At 70.5% G+C, this 24,216-nt stretch carries 20 protein-coding genes; 11 read left to right on the top strand and 9 right to left on the bottom strand.

The features are described 5' to 3' along the window. The first annotated feature begins 72 nt into the window (after positions 1 to 72). The 3 genes from GV015_RS06925 to GV015_RS06915 all read left to right on the top strand — a co-directional run bounded on the left by GV015_RS06925 (position 73) and on the right by GV015_RS06915 (position 3,242). The gene (locus GV015_RS06925) at positions 73 to 1,182 is read left to right on the top strand and encodes a low specificity L-threonine aldolase (RefSeq protein ID WP_201299369.1); all 1,110 of its coding nucleotides are present in this window, start codon (positions 73 to 75) and stop codon (positions 1,180 to 1,182) included. Between the two features lie 92 nt (positions 1,183 to 1,274). After that, positions 1,275 to 2,720 carry a threonine synthase gene (thrC, locus tag GV015_RS06920; RefSeq protein WP_159877559.1) on the top strand — a complete coding sequence of 482 codons (1,446 nt, stop codon included), beginning with the start codon at positions 1,275 to 1,277 and terminating at the stop codon, positions 2,718 to 2,720. A gap of 177 nt (positions 2,721 to 2,897) precedes the next feature. Further along, positions 2,898 to 3,242, top strand: a complete 345-nt coding sequence (locus tag GV015_RS06915; RefSeq protein WP_159877557.1) for a hypothetical protein — start codon at positions 2,898 to 2,900, stop codon at positions 3,240 to 3,242. Positions 3,243 to 3,402: 160 nt separating this feature from the next. On the opposite strand, the gene GV015_RS06910 is transcribed toward GV015_RS06915, so the two are convergent. Beyond that, positions 3,403 to 4,344, bottom strand: coding sequence for an NADP-dependent oxidoreductase (locus tag GV015_RS06910; RefSeq protein ID WP_159877555.1), 942 nt, complete (start codon positions 4,342 to 4,344; stop codon positions 3,403 to 3,405). A gap of 175 nt (positions 4,345 to 4,519) precedes the next feature. Between GV015_RS06910 and acs the strand changes: the two genes are divergently transcribed. Both acs and GV015_RS06900 read left to right on the top strand, forming a co-directional pair. Then, on the top strand, positions 4,520 to 6,616 hold the full coding sequence (gene acs / locus GV015_RS06905) for an acetate--CoA ligase (RefSeq protein ID WP_159877553.1): 2,097 nt from the start codon (positions 4,520 to 4,522) through the stop codon (positions 6,614 to 6,616). Positions 6,617 to 6,696: 80 nt separating this feature from the next. Further along, positions 6,697 to 7,278: a nitroreductase family protein gene (locus tag GV015_RS06900; protein ID WP_159877551.1), complete on the top strand. Its 582-nt coding sequence runs from the start codon at positions 6,697 to 6,699 to the stop codon at positions 7,276 to 7,278. Between the two features lie 618 nt (positions 7,279 to 7,896). Here the strand turns inward: GV015_RS06900 and GV015_RS06895 are convergent. The 4 genes from GV015_RS06895 to GV015_RS06880 all read right to left on the bottom strand — a co-directional run bounded on the left by GV015_RS06895 (position 7,897) and on the right by GV015_RS06880 (position 12,481). Next, the gene (locus tag GV015_RS06895; protein ID WP_236555358.1) at positions 7,897 to 8,550 is read right to left on the bottom strand and encodes a DUF1345 domain-containing protein; all 654 of its coding nucleotides are present in this window, start codon (positions 8,548 to 8,550) and stop codon (positions 7,897 to 7,899) included. A 60-nt stretch (positions 8,551 to 8,610) separates the two neighbouring features. Further along, on the bottom strand, positions 8,611 to 9,030 hold the full coding sequence (locus GV015_RS06890; RefSeq protein WP_159877549.1) for a hypothetical protein: 420 nt from the start codon (positions 9,028 to 9,030) through the stop codon (positions 8,611 to 8,613). Positions 9,031 to 9,117: 87 nt separating this feature from the next. Then, positions 9,118 to 10,095 carry a PrsW family glutamic-type intramembrane protease gene (locus GV015_RS06885; RefSeq protein WP_159877547.1) on the bottom strand — a complete coding sequence of 326 codons (978 nt, stop codon included), beginning with the start codon at positions 10,093 to 10,095 and terminating at the stop codon, positions 9,118 to 9,120. Between the two features lie 223 nt (positions 10,096 to 10,318). Next, positions 10,319 to 12,481, bottom strand: a complete 2,163-nt coding sequence (locus tag GV015_RS06880; protein ID WP_159877545.1) for an ATP-dependent Clp protease ATP-binding subunit — start codon at positions 12,479 to 12,481, stop codon at positions 10,319 to 10,321. A 122-nt stretch (positions 12,482 to 12,603) separates the two neighbouring features. Between GV015_RS06880 and GV015_RS06875 the strand changes: the two genes are divergently transcribed. From GV015_RS06875 to GV015_RS06860, 4 genes are read left to right on the top strand one after another with little or no spacing between them, the layout of a single operon-like run. Next, positions 12,604 to 13,554: a siderophore-interacting protein gene (locus GV015_RS06875; RefSeq protein ID WP_124768591.1), complete on the top strand. Its 951-nt coding sequence runs from the start codon at positions 12,604 to 12,606 to the stop codon at positions 13,552 to 13,554. A 4-nt stretch (positions 13,555 to 13,558) separates the two neighbouring features. Beyond that, entirely contained in the window at positions 13,559 to 14,629 is a 1,071-nt protein-coding gene (locus GV015_RS06870) for an iron chelate uptake ABC transporter family permease subunit (RefSeq protein WP_159877543.1), read from the top strand. Continuing rightward, positions 14,626 to 15,669, top strand: coding sequence for an iron chelate uptake ABC transporter family permease subunit (locus tag GV015_RS06865; protein ID WP_159877541.1), 1,044 nt, complete (start codon positions 14,626 to 14,628; stop codon positions 15,667 to 15,669). The genes GV015_RS06870 and GV015_RS06865 overlap by 4 nt, the downstream gene beginning before the upstream one ends. 1 nt (position 15,670) lies before the next feature. Next, positions 15,671 to 16,474: an ABC transporter ATP-binding protein gene (locus GV015_RS06860; RefSeq protein ID WP_138946288.1), complete on the top strand. Its 804-nt coding sequence runs from the start codon at positions 15,671 to 15,673 to the stop codon at positions 16,472 to 16,474. A 147-nt stretch (positions 16,475 to 16,621) separates the two neighbouring features. On the opposite strand, the gene GV015_RS06855 is transcribed toward GV015_RS06860, so the two are convergent. Both GV015_RS06855 and GV015_RS06850 read right to left on the bottom strand, forming a co-directional pair. Continuing rightward, positions 16,622 to 17,221 carry a hypothetical protein gene (locus GV015_RS06855; RefSeq protein ID WP_159877539.1) on the bottom strand — a complete coding sequence of 200 codons (600 nt, stop codon included), beginning with the start codon at positions 17,219 to 17,221 and terminating at the stop codon, positions 16,622 to 16,624. Positions 17,222 to 17,472: 251 nt separating this feature from the next. After that, complete coding sequence (locus tag GV015_RS06850) at positions 17,473 to 17,880, bottom strand: hypothetical protein (RefSeq protein ID WP_159877537.1); 408 nt, start codon at positions 17,878 to 17,880, stop codon at positions 17,473 to 17,475. Between the two features lie 440 nt (positions 17,881 to 18,320). Between GV015_RS06850 and GV015_RS06845 the strand changes: the two genes are divergently transcribed. After that, positions 18,321 to 19,322: an ABC transporter substrate-binding protein gene (locus GV015_RS06845; protein ID WP_236555357.1), complete on the top strand. Its 1,002-nt coding sequence runs from the start codon at positions 18,321 to 18,323 to the stop codon at positions 19,320 to 19,322. A 112-nt stretch (positions 19,323 to 19,434) separates the two neighbouring features. Here GV015_RS06845 and GV015_RS06840 read toward each other — a convergent pair whose 3' ends face one another. Together GV015_RS06840 and GV015_RS06835 are read right to left on the bottom strand one after the other, a co-directional pair. Further along, positions 19,435 to 21,177 carry a hypothetical protein gene (locus GV015_RS06840; RefSeq protein ID WP_159877533.1) on the bottom strand — a complete coding sequence of 581 codons (1,743 nt, stop codon included), beginning with the start codon at positions 21,175 to 21,177 and terminating at the stop codon, positions 19,435 to 19,437. Continuing rightward, complete coding sequence (locus GV015_RS06835) at positions 21,174 to 21,842, bottom strand: ABC transporter ATP-binding protein (protein ID WP_236555356.1); 669 nt, start codon at positions 21,840 to 21,842, stop codon at positions 21,174 to 21,176. The genes GV015_RS06840 and GV015_RS06835 overlap by 4 nt, the downstream gene beginning before the upstream one ends. Before the next feature lie 106 nt (positions 21,843 to 21,948). Between GV015_RS06835 and GV015_RS06830 the strand changes: the two genes are divergently transcribed. Further along, complete coding sequence (locus GV015_RS06830) at positions 21,949 to 24,207, top strand: beta-glucosidase (protein ID WP_159877531.1); 2,259 nt, start codon at positions 21,949 to 21,951, stop codon at positions 24,205 to 24,207. The last annotated feature ends 9 nt before the right edge of the window (positions 24,208 to 24,216 follow it).

The raw sequence follows: 24,216 nt of genomic DNA, 5'->3' as shown, positions 1-24,216 counted from the left end.
ATTGTGAACATGCCCGACGGCGACCCGAGCACGCAGGAAGTCGGCCCGCGATGCACGGAAGCTGCGTGTGGCATGCGCGAGGATGGATCAGTGACCGACTCTCTGCATGACACCAGCATCCGTGGCTTCGCCTCCGACAACTACTCCGGCGTCCACCCCGAGATCCTCGACGCCCTCTCGGCGGCCAACGGCGGCCACCAGATCGCCTACGGCGAGGACGACTACACCCGTCGGCTGCACGAGGTCTTCGCCGATCACTTCGGCCGCGACGTCGCCGTGTTCCCCGTCTTCAACGGCACCGGCGCGAACGTCGTCGGTCTGCAGTCCATGCTCCCGCGCTGGGGTGCCGTCATCTCGGCGTCGACCGCGCACATCAACTCCGACGAGGGCGGCGCGCCGGAGCGGGTCGGTGGCATCAAGCTCCTGACGGTCGACGCCCCCGACGGCAAGCTCACGCCCGACCTCATCGACCGCGAAGCGTGGGGCTGGGGCGACGAGCACCGTGCACAGCCGCTCGTCGTCTCGATCACGCAGACCACCGAGCTCGGCACCCTGTACACGCCCGAGGAGATCCGCGCGATCGCCGACCACGCGCACGGTCACGGCATGAAGCTGCACCTCGACGGCGCCCGCATCGCCAACGCCGCAGCAGCCCTCGGCGTCCCACTGCGCGCGTTCACCGCCGATGCCGGCGTCGACGTGCTGTCCTTCGGTGGGACGAAGAACGGGCTCATGTTCGGCGAGGCCATCGTCGTCCTCGAACCGTCGGCGTCGGAGGGCCTCGTCTACCTCCGGAAGCTCAACATGCAGCTGGCGTCGAAGATGCGCTTCGGTGCGGCGCAGCTCATCGCCCTGCTCGAGCCGGCGGCCGACGGCGGCGACGGGCTCTGGCTCCGCTCCGCGACCCACGCCAATGCGATGGCCGCGCGCCTCCGCACCTCCCTCGAGGCCCTCATCGCCGCCGGCGAGGCACCGGGACTCGGCTTCAGCCAGCCGACCCAGGCCAACGCGGTGTTCGCGACCCTGCCAGCGGGCGTCCCCGACCGCTTGCGCGAACGCTTCCGCTTCTACGACTGGGACGCCGCCAAGGGCGAGGTCCGCTGGATGTGCTCGTTCGACACCACGGAGGACGACATCGACGCGTTCGTCGCCGCGATCCGCGAGGAACTCGCCCGCGCGTAGCGGCCGGTCACGATGACGGCAGGCCTCTGCGCGTCGACCCCCGATATGGCAAGGTTGGAGATCGGGCTTCCAACCGGATGAGAGAGACGGTCATGCACTATCAGTCGACGCGGGGCCACGATCTGCCCCAGCACTTCTCGGACATCCTCCTCGGCGGGCTCGCCCCGGACGGCGGCCTGTACCTCCCGGCCGAGTACCCGCAGCTGACCGCTGACGAGCTCGAGTCGTGGCGCGAGCTGTCCTATGCCGACCTCGCGTTCGCCGTGCTGTCGAAGTTCGCCGACGACATCCCCGCAGCCGACCTCCAGGACATCACCCGTCGCACCTACACCGCCGAGGTGTACTCGAACGGCCGCGCCGGCGACGACGCCTCGCTCATCACCCCGCTGCGCACCCTCGGCGAGGAGGGCGGCACCGAGCTGCAGCTCCTCGGCCTCTCGAACGGCCCGACGCTCGCCTTCAAGGACATGGCGATGCAGCTGCTCGGCAACCTCTTCGAGTACACGCTCGCGAAGAGCGGCGACGAGCTCAACATCCTCGGCGCGACGTCCGGCGACACCGGGAGCGCGGCCGAGCACGCCATGCGCGGCAAGACCGGCATCCGGGTCATCATGCTGAGCCCGCACGGCCGCATGAGCAGCTTCCAGCGCGCGCAGATGTTCAGCCTCCAGGACGACAACATCGTGAACCTCGCCGTCGAGGGGAACTTCGACGACTGCCAGGACATCGTGAAGGCCGTCTCGAAGGACGCTCCGTTCAAGGCACTCCACGCCGTCGGTACGGTCAACTCGATCAACTGGGCCCGCGTCGTCGCGCAGGTCGTGTACTACGTGCACGGCTGGCTGCTCGCGACCGACGGTCCGGGCCAGAAGGTGTCGTTCTCGGTGCCGTCCGGCAACTTCGGCAACGTCTGCGCCGGGCACATCGCCCGCTCCATGGGGCTCCCGATCGACCAGCTCGTCGTCGCGACGAACGAGAACGACGTCCTCGACGAGTTCTTCCGCACGGGCGTGTACCGCCCGCGCTCGGCGGCCGAGACGCACCACACCTCCAGCCCGAGCATGGACATCTCGAAGGCGTCGAACTTCGAGCGCTTCCTCTACGACCTCGTCGGTCAGGACGCGACCCGCCTCGGTGAGCTGTTCCGGTCCCTCGACGAGGAGGGCGGGTTCGACCTCTCCGGGACGCCCGAGTTCGAGCGGATCAGCGAGTTCGGCTTCGTCTCCGGTCGCAGCACGCACGCCGACCGCGTCGCCACCATCCGCGACGTGCACGAGCGCTACGGCGTCACGATCGACCCGCACACCGCCGACGGCGTCACGGTCGCCCGCCGCCACCTGCGCGAGGGCGTCCCGATGCTCGTCCTCGAGACCGCGCTGCCGGCGAAGTTCGCCGAGATCGTCCGCGAGGCGCTCGGCGAGGAGCCGGAGCGACCCGAGGCGTTCGAGGGCATCGAGGGGCTCGAACAGCGCTTCGAGATCGTGCCGGCCGACGTCGACCGCATCAAGGCGATCATCGTGGAGCACACCGGCCGCTGACCCACCCCGGTCCCTGAGCCTGCCCTGGTCCCTGAGCCTGTCCCGGTCCCTGAGCCTGTCGAAGGGCACCGCGCTGTCGACACCGCGTCGGGTCCGGCGGGGAGCACGGAGGATAGGCGTCCGGCGTCCCTGAGCCAAGCCCCCGCGACGTCTCGGCGTCCGGCCTACGCTGCCGTCATGAGCAATCCCATGGATCCAGCAGCAGTAGACGCCCAACGCGAAGCCCTCGCCCACGGCGGCCCGGGCGCCCAGGCACACGTGCCCGGCGAGGACCAGACCGACAGCTCGGTCGGCGGTGTCGTGCCCGACGGCGGTGCGGTCGACCGCTCGGCCGACGACGCGGCCCCCGGTGACGGCGGCCTGAGCAACGCCGGCGACGGCGTCGGTGGTGACGACGTCGTCGGCGACGCGGGTCTGGACGACGACTCGGACACCGAGGACGCCGTCGAGGACCTCGACGACCAGGACGACCTCGCCGACCGCGCTCCCGTCGGCGACAGCTTCGGCGAGGGCCCGGAGTAGCGCTCCGGTCCCTGAGCCTGTCGAAGGGCGCTCCCGCTCAAGTCACTCCGGGCCCCGAGCCTGTCGAAGGGCGCTCCCGCTCAAGTCGCTCCGGTCCCTGAGCCTGTCGAAGGGCGCTCCCGCTCAAGTCGCTCCGGTCCCTGAGCCTGTCGAAGGGCACTCAGGGGACGAGGATGAGCTTCCCGCTCGGGTGACCCGACTCGCTCTCGCGGTGCGCATCGGCGGCCTCAGCGAGGGGCCGGACCGTCCCGAGCTCGAAGCTGAAGCGTCCCTGTTCGACGAGGGACGCGACCGCCGGGATCGCCTCCGCCCGCCAGGCCTGCTCCTGCGCCGTGAGCGGAAGCGGGTTGCCGCCTGACCATGCCTGGATCCCGAGGTCGGCCGCCTTCGCGCCGACGACGATCGTGCCGATGTGCTGCCGGTCCTCGACCAGCTCGAACGAGGCCTCGAGCGCCTCGTCGGTGCCGACGGCGTCGAGCACCCGGTCGACGCCCTGCGGGGCGGCCTCGCGCACGCGCTCGACGAGCCCGGGACCGTAGGTGACGGGGATCGCCCCGAGCTCCCGCAGGCGCGCATGGTTCCCCTCGCTCGCGGTGGCGACGACGGTCGCTCCCCACGCCACGGCGAACTGCACTGCCGCGTGCCCCACCGAGCCCGATCCGCCGTGGATCAGGAGGGTCGTCCCCTCGGTCACGCCGAGCGACCGGAGCGCCTGGTAGGCCGTGCTCACGGGGATGCCGATCGCCGCCGCCTCCTCGAAGGAGATGGCCGCCGGTTTGCGGATGATCTGGTCGGGCGTGACGACGACATGGGTCGCGTACGTCCCGGAGGCGTTGACGACGACGACCTCGTCGCCGATCGACCAGCCCTCGACCCCGTCGCCGACCTCGACGACGACCCCGGCGCCGTCGCTCCCGACGCGTCGGGTGCCGTGCAGCTCGCCGCCGCGGACACCGCTGCGTAGCTTCCAGTCGATCGGGTTCATGCCCGCGGCGCGCACCTCGACGACGAGTTCGCCGTGGCCCGCCTGAGGCGTCGGCACCTCGACGAGCTCGAGGACGTCGGCCGGGCCGAGCTCCTGGTACTGGATGACGGTCGCCATGTCGTTCCCTTCTCGAGACGCGCCGTGCGCGCTCCTGATCGACGTCCGCCGCGCATCGCGACGGCCCTTCGAGGCTACTCCCGACGCTCCTCCACAGCCCCTCGGAACCTCCGGACCATGACGCTGCATGACCCGCGGATGGCACCGGCCCCGGCCTCCCGCGTAGCGTTGCAGCATGCCTCCCACTGATGGATCGACGTCCGCAGCGCCCGCCGCCACCATCGCGAACCTCCTCGCCGAGACCCGCAGCTACGCCCCACCGGCCGACCTCGCCGAGACGGCGAACGTCGGCCCGGAGGAATGGGCTCGCGCAGCCGCCGACCCCGTGGCGTTCTGGGAGGAGCAGGCCCGACGCCTCGACTGGGTCACCCCGTGGGAGACGGCTCACACCTGGGACCCGGCCCGGCCGGTCGAGGGGTCCGACCCGTCGGACCCCGAGCCCGAACTCACCGTCCCCGCCGCCACCTGGTTCGCCGGGGGAACGCTCAACGTGGCGGTCAACTGCGTCGACCGGCACGTCGACGCCGGACGAGGCGACAAAGTGGCCCTCCACTTCGAGGGAGAGCCGGGCGACCGCCGCTCCATCACCTACGCCGAGTTGCAGCGCGAGGTCGCGAAGGCGGCCAACGCGCTGACAGCACTCGGCATCGGCCAGGGCGACCGCGTCGTCATCTACCTGCCGGTCATCCCCGAGACGGTCATCGCCACCCTCGCCGTCGCCCGCATCGGCGCCATCCACTCCCTCGTGTTCGGTGGGTTCTCGGCCGAGGCGCTGCGCTTCCGCGTGGAGGACACCGAGGCCAAGCTGCTCATCACCACCGACGGCCAGTACCGCCGGGGTACGGCCGTGCCGGTCAAGCAGAACGCCGACGCCGCGGTCGACGGCGTGCCGTCCGTCGAGCACGTGCTCGTCGTCGCACGCACGGGCGACGAGACGCCGAACGTGCCGTGGACCCCCGGTCGCGACGTCTGGTGGCACGACACTGTGGGTGTCGCCGCCGACACCCACGAGGCCGAGGCGTTCGACGCGGAGAACCCGCTCTTCATCATCTACACGAGCGGCACCACCGGGAAGCCCAAGGGACTCGTCCACACGTCAGGTGGCTACCTCACGCAGGCGTCCTGGACCCACTGGGCGATCTTCGACGCCAAGGACGACGACGTCCACTGGTGCACCGCCGACCTCGCCTGGGTCACCGCGCACACCTATGAGATCTACGGTCCGCTCTCGAACGGGCTCACCCAGGTGATCTACGAGGGCACGCCGAACACCCCGCACCAGGCACGGCACTTCGAGATCATCGAGCGTTACGGCGTGACGACGTACTACACGGCGCCGACGCTCATCCGGACCCTCATGACGTGGTTCCCCGAGGGGCCGCCCGCCGAGTACGACCTCTCGACCCTCCGGCTCCTCGGTACCGTCGGCGAGGCGATCAACCCCGAGGCCTGGATGTGGTTCCGCGAGCGCATCGGGCGCGGCGAGACCCCGGTCGTCGACACCTGGTGGCAGTCGGAGACGGGGTCGGCCGTCATCGCGCCGCTCCCCGGTGCGACCACGATCAAGCCGGGTTCCGGCAGTCGCGCACTCCCCGGCCTGGAGGCGCTGGTCGTCGACGAGGACGGCGAGACGGTGCCGTACGGATCCGGCGGGTATCTGGTCGTCAGCCGCTTCGGGCCGTCGCTCGCGCGCACGGTCTGGGGCAACCCGGAGCGCTACCGCGACTCGTACTGGGCGAAGTACTGGAAGCAGGGCTACTTCTTCTCCGGCGACGGCGCCAAGTGGGACGAGGACGGCGACATCTGGGTCCTCGGGCGCGTCGACGACGTCATCAACGTCTCGGGCCACCGCCTGTCGACCATCGAGATCGAGTCGGCCCTCGTGTCGCATCCCCACGTGGGCGAAGCCGGCGTGGTCGGCGTGCACGACCCGATCACGGGGAGCGCGATCGCCGCGTTCGTCATCCCGTCCTCGCGATCCCACGGTCCGGAGGCCGACGGCGAGGCGTACTGGTTGGAGCGCTCCGCGGCACTCCGCGAGGCACTGCGCTCCCACGTCGCGAACGAGATCGGCCCGATCGCGAAACCCCGCGACGTCTTCGTGGTCCCAGACCTCCCGAAGACCCGCTCGGGGAAGATCATGCGGCGTCTGCTCGGCGACATCGTCGACCAGCGGCCCCTCGGCGACACGACGTCGCTGCAGGACGAAGCGGCCCCGCACCGGATCGCGGAGATCGTCACTGCTGCACGGACCCCTCATGCCCGGGAATAGCGCCCCGATCGATGCAGTTGCATCCATCGTCAACGGCGACGCAACCTCTGTCCACTTCCCTTGTTTCGCTTGGAGACCGCATGTCCATCGTCACCCGTACCGCCCAGACCGACGCCCCCATCCTCGACGTCCTCGCCGACCGCTGGAGCCCCCGCGCCTTCGTGAGTGAGCCCGTCGACGCCGCCAAGATGGCCTCGGCCCTCGAAGCCGCGCGTTGGTCGCCGAGCGCCAACAACGTGCAGCCCTGGCGGTTCATCGTCGGCACCAAGGGCACCGCCACGTTCGACACGATCGCTGAGCAGCTGGTGGCCTTCAACCGCGGTTGGGCCGCTCAGGCCGGCGCGCTCATCGTCGCCGTCGCCGAGACGCTCGACGACGAGGGCAACGAGCGCCCCTGGGCCATCTACGACCTCGGCCAGGCGATGGCGCACCTGAGCATCCAGGCCCACAGCGACGGTCTCTTCGCGCACCAGATGGCCGGCTTCTCCGCCGACGGCATCCGCGAGGCGTTCTCGCTGCCGGACGGCCTCGTGCCGTTCACCGTCACCGCGCTCGGCGAGCTCGGCGAACCCGAGCTCCTGCCCGAGGGCATGCTCCGCGACCGCGAGACCGCTCCGCGTGAGCGTCGTCCCCTCGCCGACCTCGTGATCGTCCAGGAGTAGTCCGCTCGGTTCCTGCACCACCACGCTGCGCAGTCCGGTCCGCCGGGCTGCGCAGTCGTCGTTCGCGGGGCTCATCCGTCATCGCTCGGGCTAGGCCGGTGACGACGCAGTCCAATGGCCGACACGATGAACAACGCAGTCAAGGCTGCTCCCACGCATGATCGCACGATGAGTTCTCCAGTCGCGCCCCAGTGGGCCCCGTAGACGATCATGCTGACCGTCGCGAGACCGGCGAGCAGGGCAGCGAGAGCGCTCATCGAAGCTCGTTCCGTCAGACGCCACCAATCGCGCGACGTATCCGGCTCCGTTGCACCGCGTGACTGGCGTGCTATCGCCCAGACGCCGACCCCTTGGAACACCGCGACCACGGAGCCGCCGTCCGCCGTTCCAAACTGAACTGGCGCAGCCAGGAGACCGACGACGAGGCACACTCGCATCAACCGCGAGCGTATCCTCACATGCTCAACCCTCTCGCACATATGAAATATTTGAGCATATCTCAATCTGCGACCGACAACTCGATCGGTCAAGGACCAGTGACGGTCGAGGAGTCCGCCCCCGTCCGCTCAAGGCAGGCGGACATCCAACCGCCTGTCGAAGGGCGTGTCCGTCGCGCCGCTACAGCCCCGCGACGAGGTTGATGACGGTCGCGAGGATCACGGAGCCGAACAGGTACGACAGCAGGGTGTGCTTGAGGACGGTGCGGCGCAGCTCGCTGGACCGCAGCGTCGTGTCGGAGACCTGGTAGGTCATGCCGAGGTCGAACGAGAGGTAGGCGAAGTCGCTGTACTGCGGCGCCTCCTCCTGGTTGAAGTCGATACCGCCCTCCGGCGCCGCGAAGTACATGCGCGCGTACCGCAAGGTGTAGATCGTGTGGATGAGCGCCCAGGAGAGCGCCACGCTCACGACCGCGAAGCCGGCAAGCACGCCCTGCTCGACCCCGGAGGACGCCCTCGCCTGCAGGATGACGACACTCAGGGCCACGAGGCTCCCGACACTCGCGAGCACGATGAGCACCTCACTCGTCGTTCGCCCGGGCTCCTCCGAGGTCGCGTGTTCGCGCGTCGGCTCCGGGCCCATCCGCCAGATGCGGATCCAGAGGGAACCGACGAAGACCACGCACGTGGTCCCCCATCCGGCGAGGATCGCTCCGGCCCAGAACCAGTTCAGGCCGACGATCACGCCCACGGCGACACCGACGAGGGCGGAGACGGTCAACCGGAGCTTCGCGCCGTGCCGCACCATGATCGTTCCGGACGTCGATGAGCTCACGAGCTGATCGTGGCACCGTCCGTGGAGCGCATGACGCAGACTCGCGGCCGACGCCGCACCTCACACCGCCTCGACGAACAACTCCTCCAACTCGGCGAAGACGCCGACGGCGAGGCGCTCGAACTGCTCGGCGCTCAGCAGGATCGTCTCGCCCGGGACGAGGCCGGTGAACGACGTCCCCTCGGCGTACTGCAACACGGTCCCCACCGTGAACACCCGGTCGTGGTCGAGGATCGACGCGACGATGAGTTCGAGCTCGTTGAGCGCCCCGGGACCCTTCCCGAGCACCGAGCGCACCCGGTGGACGAACGGCCGATCGAGCACCAGGGTGAGGCCGGTGAAGAACTCGGGGTCGACCACGGCCAGCGCTGCGGGGTCCGCTCCGGCCTCGGCCAGCGTCTCCCGTCCGGCGACGAGCGCGGCGATCATCGTCTTCGCCTGGTCGACCTCTCGCTGTTCGAAGGTCTTGCGTCCCAGCATGGGTGTCTCCTCGGCGTCGCGGATCGGGTGCGCTTCACGCTACTCCCCGGCACGCCCGGATCACAGCAGGCCTCGCGCGTCCGTTGGTCAGGCCTGCTTCCGCTCGCGACGCGGGACGTGGAGCGACACGACGCCGGCGTCGCGGTTGATGCGACGGACCCGCGCCCGCCAGATGAGTGCGAACGCGACGACGAGCACGACCATGGCCGGCACCACAAGCGCCTTGAGCACCGGCATGCTCGGGAACAGCAGCCCCCAGAGCACGGTGTTGCCGTCCCAGAGGCCGTGCATGACCGCGACGAGCAGGTAGGTCAGGAGCACGCCCACGGTGATCCGGAACCGACCGTTGCGTGCAGCCGCGAACAGCGCCGCGGCGAACAGTGCCGTCCACAGTGGGTGTCCGACCGGGTCGAAGACGGTCCGGGCGAACGCGGCCCCGGCCGCTTGGAACGCCGGGTGCGAGAGGATCGTCTCGAGTGGTGGCGAACCGGCGGCGAGCTTCTGGGAGGCCTCGACACCGTTCGCCCACCCTTGCCCGATGTACCAGAGGTTCTCGAGGACGGCGAAGCCGATCCCGACGGCGCCGCCGACGAAGAGCCCGCCCCGGGCGGTCTTCACCGGCAGCCGCCACGCCACGATCACGACGGCGATGATCTTCGCCAGCTCCTCGGCGACCCCGGCGAAGAACAGCCCGATGTCGTGAGGGTTCTCACCGGCATCGGTCGCGGCGACGCCGATGAGGGAGTCGAAGGTGCTGCCGAGCGTGATGGCGATGAAGCCTCCGACCAGGACCGCCCAGAGGAGCGTCGCCGTCGTGACGCCGTCGCCCGACTGGAGACGTCGGGCCATGATGAGCAGCAGGGTGGACGCGGCCAGCCCCGAGCCGAGCAGGATCCACGCGGGGATCACCGCCGGGTTGCCGAGGAGGACGTGCGGCACCAGTAGCAGGAACAGCCAGAGCGCCAGGCCGCCGAAGAAGAACCAGGCGGGGGCGTGCGCGTGACGCCAGAGGGGCGCTGTGGTGTCACTGGTCTCAGGCGTCGTGCTCGGGGCTGCGTGTGTCATCGGGTCCTCTCAGGGCGCGCCGACCGGGCCCACCGCGAGGATCACGCTAGTGCGCGGCATCCGTCGCGCACCAGGGGTTTCCTCCCCCACTCGGGGGTCACGGCCAGCGCGGTGCTGTCGCGTGAGCGCGGGGCATGCGCGTGAGCGCGCCCCTCCGGAGGGGCGCGCTCACATCGGTGGGTCGCGCTCGGGTCAACGCACCGCGCTGGCCGCAAGCAGCCGGCTAGGCCGGGACCGCCGCGCGCTCCACCGTCAGGCCGTCGCCGTCGAGCGCCAGGCCCACGTGCACGGTGTCGCCGTCGCGGATCGAGCCGTCGAGGATGGCCCGCGCGAGGCGGTCGTCGATCTCCCGCTGCATGAGTCGACGCAGCGGACGCGCGCCGTACATGGGGTCGTATCCGCGCTCCGCAAGCCACGCGCGGGCGTCGGGCGTGACGGCGAGGTGGAGCCGACGCTCCCCCAGTCGACGCTGCAGGCGGTCGATGTACAGCTCGACGATCTGGCCGAGCTCCGCTTCGCTGAGCGGCTGGAACACGACGATGTCGTCGAGACGGTTGATGAACTCCGGCTTGAACGCCTGGCGCACGAGCTGCTGGACCGCCTCCTCCTTCTGCTCGAGGGAGAGCGAGGCGTCCATCAGGTACTGCGAGCCGAGGTTGGAGGTCAGCACGAGGATGACGTTCCGGAAGTCGACCGTGCGCCCCTGTCCGTCGGTCAGGCGACCGTCGTCGAGCACCTGCAGGAGGATGTCGAACACCTCGGGGTGCGCCTTCTCGACCTCGTCGAGCAGTACGACGGAGTACGGGCGTCGACGAACGGCCTCGGTGAGCTGCCCGCCCTGCTCGTAGCCGACGTACCCCGGAGGTGCACCGACGAGCCGGGAGACCGAGTGCTTCTCGCCGTACTCGGACATGTCGATGCGGACCATGGCCTTCTCGTCGTCGAAGAGGAACTCGGCGAGCGCCTTCGCCAGCTCGGTCTTGCCGACGCCGGTGGGGCCGAGGAACATGAACGAACCGGTCGGGCGGTCGGGGTCGGAGATGCCGGCCCGGGTGCGCCGGACGGCGTCGGACACGGCGGCGACCGCACGGTGCTGCCCGATGAGTCGGCGGGACAGCTCCTGCTCGAGGTGCAGCAGTTTCTCCGTCTCGCCCTGCAACAGGCGACCGACGGGGATGCCGGTCCACGCGGCGATGACAGCGGCGATGTCCTCGGCGGTCACCTGGTCGTTGACCATCCGGGGCTCGCCGTCGGTGTCCTGCTCGGCCGACTCCGCGAGCGCGAGTTCGCGTTCGAGCTGCGGGATGTCGGCGTAGAGGAGCTTGGACGCCTGTTCGAGCTTGCCCTCGCGCTGGGCGCGTTCGGCCTTGCTCCGGGCGGCGTCGAGCTGCTTCTTGAGGTCGCCGACCCGGTTGAGGCTCGCACGCTCGCGCTCCCAGCGCGCCTGCAGCTCGCCGAGCGCGGCCTGGCGGGTCGCGAGGTCCTCCCGGAGGCGGGCGAGGCGCTCCTTGGAGGCGTCGTCCTTCTCCTTCTTCAGGGCGAGCTCCTCGAGCTTCAGGCGGTCGACGCTGCGTCGCAGTTCGTCGATCTCGACGGGTGCCGAGTCGATCTCCATGCGCAGTCGGCTGGCAGCCTCGTCGATGAGGTCGATCGCCTTGTCGGGCAGCTGCCGCGACGTGATGTAGCGGTTGGACAGGGCTGCTGCGGCGACGAGCGCGTTGTCGGCGATGGCCACCTTGTGGTGCGCCTCGTACCGCTCCTTGAGGCCACGGAGGATGGCGACCGTGTCCTCGACGCTCGGCTCACCCACGAACACCTGCTGGAAGCGACGCTCCATGGCGGCGTCCTTCTCGATGAACTCGCGGTACTCGTCGAGCGTGGTCGCGCCGATGAGCCGGAGCTCACCGCGGGCGAGCATGGGCTTCAGCATGTTGGCCGCCGCGACGGACCCTTCGCCGCCACCGGCGCCCATGAGGACGTGGAGCTCGTCGATGAAGGTGATGATCTGTCCGTCGGACTCGTCGATCTCCTTGAGCACCGCTTTGAGGCGCTCCTCGAACTGCCCGCGGTACATGGCACCCGCCACGAGCGCGGAGAGGTCGAGGGAGATGAGCTGCTTGCCCTTGAGGCTCTCGGCGACGTCGCCCGCGACGATGCGCTGGGCGAGGCCTTCGACGACGGCGGTCTTGCCGACGCCGGGCTCGCCGATGAGGACGGGGTTGTTCTTGGTGCGTCGCGTGAGCACCTGGCTCACTCGACGGATCTCGGCGTCGCGGCCGATGACCGGATCGAGCTTGCCGGAGGCGGCGATCTCGGTCAGGTTGACGCCGTACTGCTCGAGCGCGCTGCGCTGATCCTCTTGCTGAGGCGTCTGGCCTGCTGGCATGGGTACGGTCTCCTGTTCAAAACTTGAGTTGATGTGACTCAAGTTTACCACCGCCTTTCTCTGCCGACAAGATGCGATCGGCAGGTGATCTCCAGCGCATCGAAGGGTAGGCTTACCTATCGATGCCTCGCCTCAGTGAACAGACCCCCGACTCGATCTTCATCCTCCTCGCAGCCGTCGTCCGGCGCATCGAGCAGGTGAGCCCGAGCTATCGGCGATTCACGTTCACCGGTCCCGAGGTCCAGCACATCGCGGACAACCGTCACGACCAGCGCATCAAGCTGCTCTTCCCGCTGCCCGACACCGGTTTCGACGAGCTGCCGATGCACGACGACTGGTACCAGGCCTGGCGACTGCTGCCCAACGACAAACGCCACCCGATGCGCACGTACACGATCCGCGAGGTCCGGCCCGAGCTCGCCGAGTTCGACGTCGACATCGCGCTGCACGGCCGCGTCGGCCCCGCGTCCACCTGGGCGATGGACGCGAAGGTCGGCGACGAGCTCGTCGTCAACGTCCCCAACGCCCGGTCGGCCGTCCCGGCCGGCGGCATCGACTGGCACGCACCGGCCACCGTCGACCAGGTGCTCCTCGCCGGCGACGAGACGGCCCTGCCCGGGATCGCCGGGATCCTCGAGCGCCTGCCGAGCACCGCGCGCGGGATCGCGGTCGTCGAGCTGCCGCATGAGGACGACATCGCCGCGCTGTCCACGAAGCCCGACGGGGTCGAGGTCGTCGTCCTCCCCCGCGGCGACCAGCCCGTGGGCACCCTGCTCATCCCCGAGGTCGAGCGCATCGCGAGCCGCCTCGCGCCGAGCGTCGACACCGCCACGATCGCCACGCAGCCGGCACTCGAGGACGTCGACGTCGACACCGAGCTGCTCTGGGAAGCGCCGGTCAACGCGACCGGAGGCCCCGTCCTCGAGAGCGCACCGCTCTACGCGTGGCTCGCCGGAGAGGCGTCGGCCATCAAGACGCTCCGCCGACACCTCGTCTCCGGGTGCGGCGTCGACCGCAAGTCGGTCGCGTTCATGGGCTACTGGCGACACGGCAAGGCCGAAGACAACCGATGAGCCGGTGAGCGCCGACCTCGACAGCCTGCGGCTCCCGACCGCGGCCGCCCGCGCACGAGAGGCGTCGACCGGTATCGCCCGATCGACCGCGTCGCGCTGGCTGCTGCTCGTCGCCGCGCTCGTCGTGCTCGCCGCCATCGCCGCGGGCAGCCTCTTCATCGGCTCGGGGACGATCAGTGGCGCCGAGGTCTGGCGGGCGCTGTCACAGGGCGGCGACGACACGAACGCGATCCTCGTCACCGGGTTCCGGGTGCCGCGCATGCTCCTGGCCATCGGCGTCGGTGCGGCGCTCGGCCTCGCCGGAGCGATGATGCAGGCCGTCACGCGGAACCCGCTCGCCGACCCCGGCATCCTCGGCGTCAACGCCGGGGCGTACATCGCGGTCGTGCTCGCCGTCGCCATCGCCGGCACCGCCGACCTGAGCTCCTACGTGTGGTGGTCCTTCGCCGGCGCGGGCCTCGCCTCCGTCATCGTGTACGTGATCGGCTCCCGGGGCCGCGCGGGGGCGACCCCGGTCCGTCTCGTCCTCGCCGGCGTCGCGCTCTCCGCCGCGCTCCAGGGGGTGACCTTCGCGATCACGATCCGCAACCCCGACATCTTCGACAAGATCCGCTTCTGGCAGGCCGGCTCGCTGCAGAACCGCCAGATGGACGTGCTCCTCGGGGTGCTGCCGTTCCTCATCGTCGGGGTCGTCCTCGCCCTCGTCGTCTCCCGATCACTCAACGCCGTCGCCCTCGGAGACGATCTCGCGACCTCACTCGGCACGAAGGTGCTCCGGACGCGGGTGCTGTCGGTCGTCGCGATCACCCTGTTGTGCGGCTCGGCCACCGCGGCGGCCGGACCGATCGCCTTCCTCGGACTCATGTCGCCCTACCTCGCCCGGGCCGTCGTCGGACCGGACCAGCGCTGGGTACTGCCGTTCACGATGGTGTTCGCGCCGATCATCTTCCTGCTGTCCGACCTCGTCGGGCGGGTCGCCGTCCCCGGCGAGATGCCGGTCGGGATCGTCACGGCGTTCGTGGGTGCCCCGCTCCTCATCGTGCTCATCCGCCGTTCGAAGGCGCAGGGGCTGTGACCGCGGTCGCCGAGCCGGGCCGGCGCACCGTGCGGATCGGTCGGGTCAGCTGGGTGGTCCACCGGCGTGAGCTGATCGTCGTCGGCGCTCTGGTCGCCGTCATCGTGGGGGTCGGCGCCTTCGCGCTCACCCAGGGCGAGTACCGCATCCCGCTCGACAAACTGCTCGCCGCGGTCACCGGCACGGGTTCGGAGAGCGTCCTGCGCATCGTGTTGGAGTGGCGCCTGCCGCGGGTCGTGATCGCCGTCGTCGGCGGGATCGCACTCGGGCTCTCCGGCGCGATCTTCCAATCGATCACCCGGAACCCACTCGGCAGTCCCGACATCATCGGGTTCAACTCCGGCGCGTTCACCGGCGCGCTCATCGTCACCCTCGTCGTCGGCGGGAACTATGCGGCGATGGTCTCCGGGGCGTTGATCGGCGGGCTCGCGACGGCCCTCGTCGTCTACCTCCTCGCGTGGTCTCGGGGCGTCCAGGGGTTCCGGCTCATCGTGATCGGCATCGCGATCAGCGCCGTCCTCAACGCATTCAACGACTACCTGCAGCTGCGAGCGGACCTCAATGCCGCCATCGCCGCTGCCAGCTGGGGCATGGGTTCGCTCGCCGACCTCGGGTGGCAGGACGTCGTGCCCGTGACGATCGCGGTCGCGGTCCTCGTCCCCCTCCTCGCGCTCATGTCCCGCCGACTCGGCATGCTGGAGTTCGGCGACGACGTCGCGAGCGCCCTCGGCATCCCGGTCGAACGCACGCGGCTGCTGCTGCTCGTGATCGGCGTCGCCCTCACCGCGACCGTCACCGCGGTCGCCGGCCCCATCATCTTCGTCGCCCTCGCCGCACCCCAACTCGCCCGGCGGCTGACGAAGTCCGCCGGCATCACCCTCGTCCCCTCGGCCGCCATGGGTGCGGCGTTGCTCCTCGTGAGCGACGTCGTGGCTCAGCGGATCATCGCCCCGGCCGCCCTGCCGGTCGGTGCGGTGACCGTGACCCTCGGTGGCATCTACCTCATCGCCCTGCTCATCACGCAGGCGGGAAAGCGCTGACATGAAGACCGATACCCCCACCACGAGACTCGCCGGAACCGGCCTCCGCGTCGGCTACGACCAGCGGACCATCATCCACGAGCTGGACATCGCGATCCCCGACGACTCGTTCACGGTCATCGTCGGCCCGAACGCCTGCGGCAAGTCGACGCTCCTGCGTGCCCTCGCCCGGCTGCTGAAACCGACGCAGGGACAGGTCGTGCTCGACGGTCAGGAGATCACGCGGTACCCGTCGAAGGAGGTCGCGAAGCGCATCGGGCTGCTGCCGCAGACGTCGATCGCTCCGGACGGCATCTCGGTGATCGACCTCGTGTCGCGTGGCCGATACCCGCACCAGTCGATCCTCCGACGCTGGTCGGCGGCCGATGAGGCGGCGGTGCTCGCGGCGATGGAGGCGACGAACGTCACCGAGCTGTCCGGTCGCCTCGTCGACGAACTGTCCGGCGGCCAGCGCCAGCGCGTGTGGGTGGCGATGGCCCTCGCTCAGGAGACGCCGTTGCTGCTGCTCGACGAGCCGACGACCTTCCTCGACATCACGCATCAGGTGGAGCTGCTCGACCTCTTCACCCGGCTGAACCAGGAGGGTGGCCGCACCCTCGTCGCGGTCCTGCACGACCTCAACCAGGCGGCGCGGTACGCGACGCACCTGATCGCGATGCGCGACGGTCACGTGGTCGCGCAGGGTGCGCCGGCGGACATCGTGACGGCCGAGCTCGTCGAGGAGGTCTTCGGGCTCCGCTGCCGGATCATCGACGACCCCGAGTCGCACACGCCGCTCGTCATCCCGCTGATGGGCGCGCACTGACCCGTGTTTCTGGCCGGCGTCAGCGCGGTGCGCTGGCGTGAGCGCGGGTTTGCGGGCGTGGGCGCGCCCCGCTGACGTGAGCGCTGGCCTCCGGAGGGGTGCGCTCACGCCGGTGGGGCGCGCTGACGAGGTGGACCCGTGCCGGTGTCAGCAGCCGATGGCGGGTTTGCCGGGTCGGCAGGGCTTGTCGACGCCGACGGTCGAGTTGCGGACGATCTGGACCGTGTGGGGTTCCTCGGTCGGGATCGACAGGGTTCCGACGACGGGCAGCCACCCGCTGTCGCCGATGCGGTACTCGGCGGCGTACTCGACCTCCGTGGTGATGGTCTTGGTCCCGACCGTCGTGTAGCGGTGGCTGGTGGGGGTCTTGGAGAACTCGGCCAGTCCGAGGGCGGCCCAGGAGGATCCGCCGGTCCGGACGGTCGCACTCTCGCCGTCGCCGTAGTCGAAGGTGAATCCGACGGGGATGAAGTTCACCTCCGCGACCTGGCCCAAGAGGGTGCCGGTGCGGGTGTGGCCGGAAGCACCTGCGATGACGTTGGTGTGGAGCCCGCGGACACCCCAGGCGGCGGGCTCGGTCGTGACGGTGGGGGCGGCGGGGGCGAAGCTGGCGACGTCGCGGATCGTGACGGGGGCCGCCGGTGCTGCTTCGAGGTCGGTGCCGAGGTCGCCGGGGGTGAAGGTGTAACACTCGTCCGGCCGCATGAGGCTGCAGACCGTCCGCTCACCGTTGGGACCATCGGTCACCCCGGGCGGAAGCTCCGCCGAGCCGCCTCCTTCGTCGTCGCCTCCGCCCGTTCCGCCGCCGGACCCACCGCCAGTGCCAGGGCGTTCGACGCTGCCGCCGATGTCGACCGAACCGTTACCGATGCAAGCGCCGATGGAGTGGTCCAAGTCCGAGCACTGCGCAGCTACCGCCGCAGTCCCAGGGCCGAGTGCGAGGATGAGACCAAGGACCAGCGCCCAGGCGGTAGGCACCGTCGGACGGTGAGATTCGTTCAGTCGCATTGGTCCTTCTCCTTCTCCTTGGAATTCACGAAGAGCGATCGATCTGCTTCTCGGTACGCGATGTCGACTGACCAGAGCGACTGGGTCGCACGATCGGCTGAAACAACAGACGCCCCGGCGCTATCGAGTACCTGGACACTCGAGATATCGACACAGACGTCTGCACGAGCGACGATCTGGAGGGAGTCCGGGTGGGGCAGCCAGAGGTCGAGGACGACGGATTGGATCGACGGCGTACCGGTGACGGCGTACCCCAGCTCTGCCGATCGGCGATACCCGTCGATCTCCACCTGAGCGACGTCGTCTGATGCCAGCGTCGAGATCCGTTCCGGGTTCGCTCCGCCTTCGGCAAGGATCTGGAACGAGAGCTCCTGGAAACGCTGATACGTATCGGTCACGGCCGCCAGCGCCTGTTCCTCGTTCTCGAAGACCGGCGGCGAACTCTTCGGAGGCGGCGCGGGTTCAGGTCCGGTGCATGCGGTGAGGGCGAGCAGTCCCGCCGTGAGAACGATCGTGGAGACAGAGCGAGAGCGCGAGGTCCGTGGCATCCCTCGACGCTAAGCGCGCCCAGACTCCCGCCCGGGGTTATCCACAGAGCAGATATGCCTACACCGACATATGCCGCACAACTGGCCCGCGTGCCAGCGCGATGCGCTGACGCGAGCGCACCTCAAGGGACGTGAGCGCGGGTCTCCGGAGGGGTGCGCTCGCGTCAGTGACCCGCGCTCACGTCAGCGCACCGCGCTGGCCGAAGCACAAGCGTTACCGGGACGTGACTTGGGAAGCTTAGGCTTACCTCATACCCCACGTCTTCAACGGAAAGCAGAACATGCGCCGCATGACCCGCACCCTCACCGCCGTCGCCGCCCTCGCGGTCGCAGGCCTCGCCCTCGCCGGCTGCACCGCCGGGTCCTCCACCGACGACGCCTCCACCGGCACGCTCGGCACCGTCGACACGATGTTCGGCGAGGTGACCGTCCCGGAGCCCGCCGGCGACCTCACCGTCGTCGCCCTCGGCTGGTCCGACGCGGAGATGGCGCTCTCCCTCGGCGTCGTGCCCGTCGGTGTCTACGACTGGCAGTCCTTCGGCGCCGACAACAAGGCCGTCGGCCCATGGGCCACCGACCTGTTCGGCGACGTCACCCCCGAGATCATCGAGGACAGCGGCGACACGGTCAACTACGAGCAGATCCAGGCGCTCGAACCCGACCTCATCCTCAACACCCGGTCCGCCGGCGACGAGAAGCAGTACGAGCGGCTCTCGGAGATCGCCCCGACCGTCTTCGCACCCAAGGGGACCGCCGCGTTCGCGACCCCGTGGGACGTCCAGCTCGAGCAGGTCGCCGCCGCGCTCGGCAAGACCCAGGAGGGCGACGCACTCGTCTCCGCCACGAAGCAGTCGATCAACGAGGCCGCCGACCTCCACCAGGAGTTCGCCGGGCTCACCACCGTCGCCGCGACGAAGTTCGGCGACGCCTACGGCGCTTACCTCGAGGGCGACGGTCGCTTCGACATCCTCGCCGACCTCGGCTTCCAGCAGAACCCGGCCGTCCTCGACCTCGAGGCCTCCGGCTTCTACGCGGCGGTCTCTGCCGAACAGGTGTCCGCGTTCGACGCCGACGTCGCCGTCCTCCTCCCGATCGGGTTCAGCGCAGCGGACACCACCGCCGACCCGCTGCTCGCGAGCCTCCCCGTGGTGCAGGACGGTCGCGCGATCGTCCTCGACCCCGCCGACGAGCTCACGCAGGCCTACAGCGCGGCGTCCGTGCTGAGCATCCCCGTCGTCCTCGAGCAGCTCGTCCCGAAGCTCGCCGAGGCCGCCGCCAAGGTCGCGAAGTAGGGTCCAGCCCACCAGCACCACAGCAGGAGATCCGCGCGAGAGCCGGACGGAATCGCGTCTTCCGTCCGGCTCTCGCGCTGTTCTCCGGCTCTCACGCTGAGCGCCCCGACGCTCAGGCCGGCCGGGACAGCTTCCGCAACCGCGCGAACCCCAACGCCGCGACAATCACGAGCACCCCGACGAGCAGGACGACGGCCGCACCCGGCGCCACCGGCGCCAGCGCGGTCAACCCACCACCGACGAGGATCGCCAGCAGGACGGCGTCCGACTGCCAGAGCAGGACGTTCAGCGAGGATGCGTCGCCGAACGGCGTCGGGACGGGCATGAGCAGCAGGATCGGCAGTGGTCCCTTCGCCGCGTCGAACGTCCGGAGCACGATGATCCACACCGCGAGCAGCGGCCACCACCCGAGCGGCTGGAGGAGGGTCATCCCGCCCGGTGCCGCGGAGGCGAGCACCCCGAGCAGGGCGCCGATCCCTCCGATCACGACCGCGGCCAGCAGCGGGGCGACGGCTCCGGCGAGCACGAGCGAGCGGGGGCTCCGACCGTAGAGCGTGGGCGTCCCCGCGCTCTCGACCCCGTGTCGCACCGCGTCGCACCAGACACCCACCGCGAGGTAGGCGAGGAACGCCGCGGGGACGGCGAGCATCCACCGCACACCGTCCGGGAGCCCGAAGGAGAGACCGACCGACGCGCCGGACGCCGCCAGGACGAGGGAACCGAGGGCGACCCGCCCGGGTGTCCGCCGAGCTCCGACGATCGACCGCCTGAGGACGACGAACCAGAACGGCCCGGTCATCCGCAGCGGGACACGGCGACCGCTCGTCGGGGAGGCTCGCAGCCCGCCGACGGCACCCGAGGCGTCACCGCTCTGCAGCATCATCCCGACCCGCTGCCAGCGCAGCGCCTGGTCGAGGAGGGGTCCGCTCCGCAGTCCGTCCAGCGCCCTCGGGACGAGCAGGAGGGAGACAGCACCGAGCACGACGAGCGCGACAGCCGGCCACCACGACACCGGCACCCCCACCGACGCGAACCAGCCACCGCCGCCACCCCAGGTGAAGAGCCGCGCCCAGTCCCCCGTCGCGAGTGCACCGCCGAGCACCATGGCCTCGATGCCACCGGCCACCGGCGACCAGAGGAGCCCCAGCCACCCCCACGGCGAAAGGAGCAGCATGCCAGGGACGAGGAGACCGAGCACCCCGCCTGCACCGGCGACGATGACAACGGCGGCGACCGTCCGTCGCGAACCGTGCTGACCGAGCAACCACGCCACCGCGAGGAGCAGGGAGAAGCCCACGGCACCGATCACGAAGGCCACCACGGCGGCGGGCACGGTCGGTCCGGTCATGCCGATCACCGAGGCCGTGTCGGCGGCCACTCCCACCGAGACGGTCGCCCGCTCCCCCGGCACCAGGAGTCGCGACAAGCCGACCACCCCGGCCACGAGGACCGAGAGCCCCGCGAGTGCGAGCGCCGAGGTGACGAAGGGACGACGCAGCGTGAGTCGACGCGGCAGTGGCGAATCGGCGAGGAACTGCACCGCCGCGGGTCTCGGCACGACCGGTCCCCTCGTCCGGCCACCGAGCACGACGACGATCGTCGCGATCGCCGAGAGCAGCGCGACCGCCCCGGGCCGGACGGCCGCCACGACGCCCGCCGCATCCGGCTCGATCAGTCCGAGGACAGCGAACCGCACGAGCGGTGCGCCCACGATGAGTGCGACGAGCAGCGCGGCATAGACGACGAACGCGACGTCGGCGACCCGCGGACGCCCGTCGCGCGCGGCGAGCACCGCCCGGCCGGCGCGGAGGATCCGACGGTCGTCGCGCGAGATGCGCCCGGTGCCGGTGCTCACGGGGCTTCGACCGTGATCGCCTCGTCCGCGACCCGTTCGACGAGCCCGGCGTCGTGGCTCGCGAAGACGATCGCCGCCCCGCGCTCCTTCGCGAGCAGGATGCGGTCGGCGACGAGGCCACGCCGCTCGGCGTCGAGGCGCTGCTCCGGTTCGTCGAGCACGAGGACGTCGAAAGGCCGGACGAGCGCCGTCGCCAGGGCGAACAACTGCGACTGACCCGAGGACAGCTCGGTGGCGAAGCGGCGCGCGAGCGTGTCGATGCGCAGGGCCACGAGCAGCTCGTCGGCGGCGTCGTCCGCCGCCTGGCCGGTCACACCCCAGGTCGTCGAGATGTAGCGCAGGTGTTCGCGCAGCGTCAGGTCCGGCGCGTAGGCCGGGGTGCCGATGAGGGCTGAGACGGAGCGACGCACCGTGCGGTCGCGGTCGTCGATGGTCCGGCCGCCGATCGTCGCCGTCCCGCTCGACGGGCGCAGCCGTCCGCTGAGGATCCGCAGCAGGGTCGTCTTGCCCGATCCGTTCCGCCCCCGGACGGCGAGCGCCATCCCCCGCTCGACCCGGATGTCCGTGGGCGCCAGCAGGGTCTCCCCGTCGATCACCGCGCCGACGCCGTCCGCCTCGATCAGCGGCTGCATCGCGGCAACCGACTCCCCCTCGTGTCCCGACATCGTCCCATCCTCGCAGGCGTCCGCCGAGGTGTCCTCCACCGCACGGCGGATCGCGCGGTCGGGCGTCGGGGCTCAGCACGTCGGTCGAGGGTGCAGAATGCAGAGCATGGGAATCGTCACCGGGCGCCGGAACGCGCGTCCGCCGAAGCAGCGCCGCGGTGGCGGACCACCCGAGGGCGACGCCTATGACGAGGTCGTGCGGGAGATTCGAGCCGGACGTCTCGACGCCGACGCAGGCGCCGAACGACTGATCGAGCGGCTGACCGACGCGGAGCTCCTCGGTCTGCTCGACGGCGACTCCCCGCGCCGACTCCTCCCGCTGATCCCCGTGCTGCTCCACCGGCGTCCGTTCGTGGCCGGAGCCGTCCCCCGGCTCGGGATCCCGGGGGTCCGGTTCAGTGACGGCGCCCGCGGTGTCGTCATCGGCGAGTCCACCGCATTCCCCGTGACGATGGCGCGGGCGGCCACCTGGGACCCGGTGCTCGAGGAGCAGGTGGGTGAGGCGATCGGTGCGGAGACGCGGATCCGCGGGGCGAACTACTCGGCGTCCGTCTGCGTCAACCTGCTCCGCCATCCCGCGTGGGGGCGCGCACAGGAGTGCTACGGCGAGGATCCGGTGCTGACGGGCCGGATGGGGTCGGCCATGACCCGCGGCGTCCGCGTCCACACGATGGCGTGCGTGAAGCATTTCGCGCTCAACTCCATGGAGGACGAGCGGTTCGAGGTCGACGTCTCGGTGGACGACCACGCACTGCACGAGGTCTACCTGCCGCACTTCAAGGCCGTGATCGACGCCGGCGCGGACTCGGTCATGAGCGCGTACAACCGGGTGCGGGGCGAGTACATGGACGTCAACCGTCCGCTGCTCACCGAGGTGCTGCGGGAGGAGTGGGGCTTCACGGGCTTCGTGACGAGCGACTGGGTCTTCGGGACCCATGACGCGGTCGGCAGCCTGGAAGCCGGGATGGACGTGGAGATGCCGCTCCGCCTGCGACGGGCACACGAGTTGCCCGCCGCCCTGCGGGCCGGCACCCTCCACCACGCCACCGTCCTGCGCTCGGCCCGGCGCATCCTGCGGACGACTCTCCTGCACGCCGCGACCCGCACCGAACCGCAACCCTCGGCGGACGTCGTCGCCGGCTCGGCCCACCGCGCGCTCGCCCGACACGTCGCCGAGGAGTCGATCGTGCTCCTCGCCAACCGCCCGGTCGACGACGGCGTACCGCTCCTCCCCCTGTCGGCGACGACCCGTCGGATCGCGGTGGTCGGCCGTCTCGCGGACCGGGCGAACCTCGGCGACCACGGCTCGTCGCGCGTCCGTCCGCCGACCACCGTCTCGCCGCTGCAAGGGCTCCGTGAGGCACTCCCCGACACGCAGATCACGACCACCCCGGCCGGGAACGTGCGGGCCGCGATCGCTGCGGCGGTGGCAGCCGACACGGCCATCGTCGTCGTCGGCTTCGATCAGCACGACGAGGGCGAGTCGGTCGTCACCGGCGGCGTCGACGTCGGCGTCCTCGGGGCGGCCCTGGACTCGGGTCGACTCCGTAGCGCCATCACGGGCGTCGCGCACCTCGCGTCGCGGTTCGTGCGCGGCGGCGATCGCACTTCGCTCCGGCTCCGGCCGTCGGACGAACGCCTCATCCTGGCCGTCGCCGCAGCCAACCCGCGAACGGTCGTCGTGCTCATCGGCGGGAGCGCGATCCTGACCGAGGCCTGGCGCGACCGGGTCCCGGCGCTCGTCCTCGCCTGGTACGGCGGGATGGAGGGTGGTCGAGCGCTCGCCGACATCCTGACCGGTGTGGTCGAGCCCGGCGGGCGACTACCGTTCGTGATCCCGACCGATCCCGCACACCTGCCGCCCTTCGACCGCGAGGCGAAGGCCGTCGTGTACGACGACCGCTGGGGACAGCGGCGGTTGGACGAGGAGGGTCACACGCCGGCTTTCCCGTTCGGCTTCGGCCTCGGGTACACGACGATCGACCACCGCCTGCTCGGGCACCGGTTCGACGACACCGGTGGGACCGCCGAGGTCTTTGTGACGAACACCGGTCACCGCGAGGGGTCGACCGTCGTCCAGCTCTACGCCGCCGACACCGCACTCGAGCGACCGGTCGCCCAGCTCCTCGGGTTCCGGAAGGTGACCCTGCAGGCGGGCGAGGAACGCGTCGTCCGGGTCGTCCTCGATCCGACACCGACGCTCGAACGCGACCCGGTCACCCGCCGCTGGTCACCCCGCACCGGCGACTGGGCACTGCAGGCCGCCCAGCACAGCCCGTCGACCTGGGCGGACGCGACCCCGCTGCGGACCGGTGACAGCGACCTCCACGACGACCCCGCCCGACTGCCGGACACAGCCGGCTGACTCAACCCG

The organism is Plantibacter sp. T3 (genome assembly GCF_902506515.1).
Classification (GTDB): domain Bacteria; phylum Actinomycetota; class Actinomycetes; order Actinomycetales; family Microbacteriaceae; genus Plantibacter; species Plantibacter auratus.
Note: the sequence above shows the minus strand (reverse complement) of the source record. Positions and strands in the feature narration are given on the sequence as shown.

Bases quoted from the DNA above. Each gene is read 5' to 3' on its own strand.
- GV015_RS06925 (WP_201299369.1), top strand. From the start codon at position 73: ATGCGCGAGGATGGATCAGTGACCGACTCTCTGCATGACACCAGCATC.
- thrC (WP_159877559.1), top strand. From the start codon at position 1,275: ATGCACTATCAGTCGACGCGGGGCCACGATCTGCCCCAGCACTTCTCG.
- GV015_RS06915 (WP_159877557.1), top strand. From the start codon at position 2,898: ATGAGCAATCCCATGGATCCAGCAGCAGTAGACGCCCAACGCGAAGCC.
- GV015_RS06910 (WP_159877555.1), bottom strand. From the start codon at position 4,344: ATGGCGACCGTCATCCAGTACCAGGAGCTCGGCCCGGCCGACGTCCTC.
- acs (WP_159877553.1), top strand. From the start codon at position 4,520: ATGCCTCCCACTGATGGATCGACGTCCGCAGCGCCCGCCGCCACCATC.
- GV015_RS06900 (WP_159877551.1), top strand. From the start codon at position 6,697: ATGTCCATCGTCACCCGTACCGCCCAGACCGACGCCCCCATCCTCGAC.
- GV015_RS06890 (WP_159877549.1), bottom strand. From the start codon at position 9,030: ATGCTGGGACGCAAGACCTTCGAACAGCGAGAGGTCGACCAGGCGAAG.
- GV015_RS06885 (WP_159877547.1), bottom strand. From the start codon at position 10,095: ATGACACACGCAGCCCCGAGCACGACGCCTGAGACCAGTGACACCACA.
- GV015_RS06880 (WP_159877545.1), bottom strand. From the start codon at position 12,481: ATGCCAGCAGGCCAGACGCCTCAGCAAGAGGATCAGCGCAGCGCGCTC.
- GV015_RS06875 (WP_124768591.1), top strand. From the start codon at position 12,604: ATGCCTCGCCTCAGTGAACAGACCCCCGACTCGATCTTCATCCTCCTC.
- GV015_RS06860 (WP_138946288.1), top strand. From the start codon at position 15,671: ATGAAGACCGATACCCCCACCACGAGACTCGCCGGAACCGGCCTCCGC.
- GV015_RS06845 (WP_236555357.1), top strand. From the start codon at position 18,321: ATGACCCGCACCCTCACCGCCGTCGCCGCCCTCGCGGTCGCAGGCCTC.
- GV015_RS06835 (WP_236555356.1), bottom strand. From the start codon at position 21,842: ATGTCGGGACACGAGGGGGAGTCGGTTGCCGCGATGCAGCCGCTGATC.
- GV015_RS06830 (WP_159877531.1), top strand. From the start codon at position 21,949: ATGGGAATCGTCACCGGGCGCCGGAACGCGCGTCCGCCGAAGCAGCGC.